The organism is Parafannyhessea sp., from assembly GCF_051876455.1.
Taxonomy (GTDB): domain Bacteria; phylum Actinomycetota; class Coriobacteriia; order Coriobacteriales; family Atopobiaceae; genus Parafannyhessea.
Genome location: NZ_JBJEHW010000113.1, coordinates 1 through 2,899 on the forward strand (window position 1 = coordinate 1; position 2,899 = coordinate 2,899).

Sequence of the window (2,899 nt, forward strand, 5' to 3'; positions counted from 1 at the left end):
GGTGGTGGTTGCGGACTGCATGTGGTGCCTCCTGGCTTGGGCGGGCTTCAGGCGGGAGCGCGGTTCTTGTCTTTGTGAACAGCGTTCATATTGTTACCGAGATGGTGCTGGGACAAGCGCTTGGGAGGAAACGTCACGCAGTCTGCACGCGGGCACGAGCCAGGCTAGCGCCTCGGGTGCCAGGGCATCTTCATGTAGACGTCTCCGCGACGAAGCTCGTCGAGCATCTGGGCGAGGTGCGCCTGGCGCGTTGCCTCGCGCTTGGGGCGCACGATCCAGCCGACGTAGTCGTTGCGCTGGTAGGGCGGGCGTGCCGCAAATGCATCTGCAAGGCCGGCCTCGTGCAGGGCGACGCGGACCCAATCCGGCATCTGGTGGCGCTCGCGAACCTGAGGTGCGGCGCGAAGCTCTCGCACGCGGATTGGGGACAGGCACCACGAGGCGACGTCCGCCACGAAGTCCGCGGGGATGGGACGCGAGTCCGGCAGGTGGATGCTTCCCTTGGTGCAGGCAAGGCCAAGCTCGGCCGTCTGGCCGGCAAAGTGCCGCACGGCCGCCGCGCCGGGATAGAGTCCCACGTGGTGCTTGGCACAGCCGACGTGCAGCTGGTTCTTGCCCACGCGGAAGGTGGGCATGCCCCAGGAGATGAGCTCCTCCGCCCCGGGCGCCGCGCTCAGGATGATGGCACGCACCAGCTCGAGGCGCTCGCGCTTCTCGCCCGGCGCCTGCACGATGTAGTCCGCAACGGTTGCAGCTGGTTGTGCCATGGTGGCCCCTCCTCCAGCGCGTGGTTAGTATTACAACACTAATTCCTGAGGTGAAGTATTGATTCATGATGGTATTATTGTCCCATAATAATGTGATTGGAGGTAAGAGATGCAAATGATTCCTGTCAAAGAGCTAAAGGACACCGCAAGGGTTTCGAAGCTCTGCCACGAAACAGGCGAGCCCGTTCATGTCACGAAGAACGGATGCCCAGACATGGTCATCATGAGCACGGAGACGTATGAGAGCCTTGCCGAAGCAGCCGAGACGGGAAAGATCGTCTCGCTCGTACAGGAGGGAATAGACGCTGTCGAGCACGGAGAGTGCCAAGATGCATTTGGGGCAGTTGCCGCGCTTAGGAGCAAGTATGGCCTATAACGTGCAGGTGTCGAATCCTGCAAGCAGAGACCTTGATGAGGCCATCTCTTACCTCACACGAGAGCTCTGTGCGCCAGGTGCTGCGAAGTCACTACTCGATGCCTACGAGGACAAACTCCGACTTATTTCCGACAATCCGTTGCTGTTTGGTGTTGACATTGATGTCAGCGAGGCAGTAGGCAAACAGGTTAGAAAATGCCAGGTAAAGCACTACGGAATCTACTATCTTGTGGACGAGAAGGAGAGTCTCATCCAAGTCGTTGCGTTCACACACTACCTACGGGACACGCCAACGATTATTCGAGTTCGTCAGCATTAGAGAAACCGAAAGAGCATCGAACCTGACGTCGGCCGTCGCGCATCATTTCTACTGCCAATGGCCCCACTCACAAAGCGTACTTTGTGAGTGGGGCCAATTTTGAGTTTCTGCAGGTACTTCGCTTGTAGGGGTGACTCACAAATCACGTTTTGTGAGTTTGCACTCGGTGGCGGCAGGAGTGGAACGGCGAGTGGGGCGCGGCATGTGCGGAGGGCGGCGGCCGCTAGAATGGTGCCAGCAACGTAGACGGGGCCGCGGCGCCCCAGGAAAGGATGGGTGTCATGAACGACTTCGTGTTCCAGTCCCCCACGCGCTTCGTGTTTGGGCGCGGGTACGCCGACCGGATTGGCGGGGAGGTCGCCGCGCTGGGCGCCAAGCGCGCGCTTCTGGTGTACGGCGGCGGATCCGTGGTGCGGACCGGGCTGCTCGCGCGCGTGACGGCGTCGCTCGACGCGGCGGGCGTGAGCTACGTGGAGATGGGCGGCGTGAGGCCCAACCCGGAGGTCTCGCTCGTGCGCAAGGGCATCGAGCTTGCCCGCAGGGAGGACGTTGACCTGGTGCTCGCCGTGGGTGGCGGCTCCGTGATCGATACGTCCAAGGCCATCGCGTTTGGCACGCCCTACCAGGGGGACGTTTGGGACTTCTTTATGCATAAGGCAACCATCGACGCGTGCCTGCCCATCGCCGTGGTGCTCACGATCCCGGCGGCTGGGTCCGAGGCGAGCGGTTCGTGCGTCATCAGCAACGACGAGCTCAGCCTCAAGAAGGGCGTCAACGGCGACGTGTTCCGCCCGCGCGTGGCCGTGCTCGACCCCGAGGTGACCTTCACGCTGCCGCAGTACCAGACCGCGGCGGGCGTGACGGACATCATCTGCCACATCTGCGAGCGGTTCTTCAGCTCCGCGGGACCGGTGCCCGTGACGGACAACATCTGCTGCGGGATCATCCGCGCCGTAATGGACGCGGCCACCACCGCCGTGCAGGAACCCGACAACTACGACGCCCGCGCGACCATCATGTGGTCGGGTACGCTCGCGCACAACGACCTGTGCGGCTGCGGCCGCTCCTCCGCGCCGGAGAAGCGCGCGGGCGGCTGGGAGAGCCACGGCCTGGAGCACGAGATCTCCGCGCACCGGCCCGAGGTCGCCCACGGCGCGGGGCTGGCCGTGCTCCTTCCCGCGTGGATGCGCTACGTGTGGCCCGCCAACACGGAGCGGTTCCTCGCGTTTGCCTCCGGCGTGTTTGACGTGGAGCCCGTTGACCAGACGGACGAGGCCACGGAGGACGCGATCACGTTCTCGATCGACGAGCTGCAGCGGTTCCTCGTGAGCCTGGGCATGCCGCGCACCCTGGGCGACCTGGGGCTGAGCGAGGACGAGGTCGACGGCTGGCTGCAGACGCTGCGCCAGAACAAGGGCGAGCGCTTTGGCGAGCTGA

General features: G+C 63.5%; 4 protein-coding genes. 3 read left to right on the forward strand and 1 reads right to left on the reverse strand.

Annotation, left to right across the window (positions count from 1 at the left end; translation table 11 throughout):
- Window positions 1–164: 164 nt before the first annotated feature.
- Window positions 165–767 (reverse strand): DUF1801 domain-containing protein, encoded by a 603-nt coding sequence (locus ACI38Z_RS05185; RefSeq protein ID WP_439789125.1) that lies wholly within the window; start codon window positions 765–767, stop codon window positions 165–167.
- A 115-nt stretch (window positions 768–882) separates the two neighbouring features.
- On the opposite strand from ACI38Z_RS05185, the gene ACI38Z_RS05190 reads away from it, so the two are divergent.
- From ACI38Z_RS05190 to ACI38Z_RS05200, 3 genes are all read left to right on the forward strand, one after another.
- Window positions 883–1,143: a type II toxin-antitoxin system Phd/YefM family antitoxin gene (locus ACI38Z_RS05190; protein WP_439789126.1), complete on the forward strand. Its 261-nt coding sequence runs from the start codon at window positions 883–885 to the stop codon at window positions 1,141–1,143.
- Window positions 1,133–1,462 (forward strand): type II toxin-antitoxin system RelE/ParE family toxin, encoded by a 330-nt coding sequence (locus ACI38Z_RS05195; protein ID WP_439789127.1) that lies wholly within the window; start codon window positions 1,133–1,135, stop codon window positions 1,460–1,462. The genes ACI38Z_RS05190 and ACI38Z_RS05195 overlap by 11 nt, the downstream gene beginning before the upstream one ends.
- Before the next feature lie 281 nt (window positions 1,463–1,743).
- A partial coding sequence (locus ACI38Z_RS05200) for an iron-containing alcohol dehydrogenase (RefSeq protein ID WP_439789128.1) occupies window positions 1,744–2,899 on the forward strand: 1,156 nt, incomplete at its 3' end.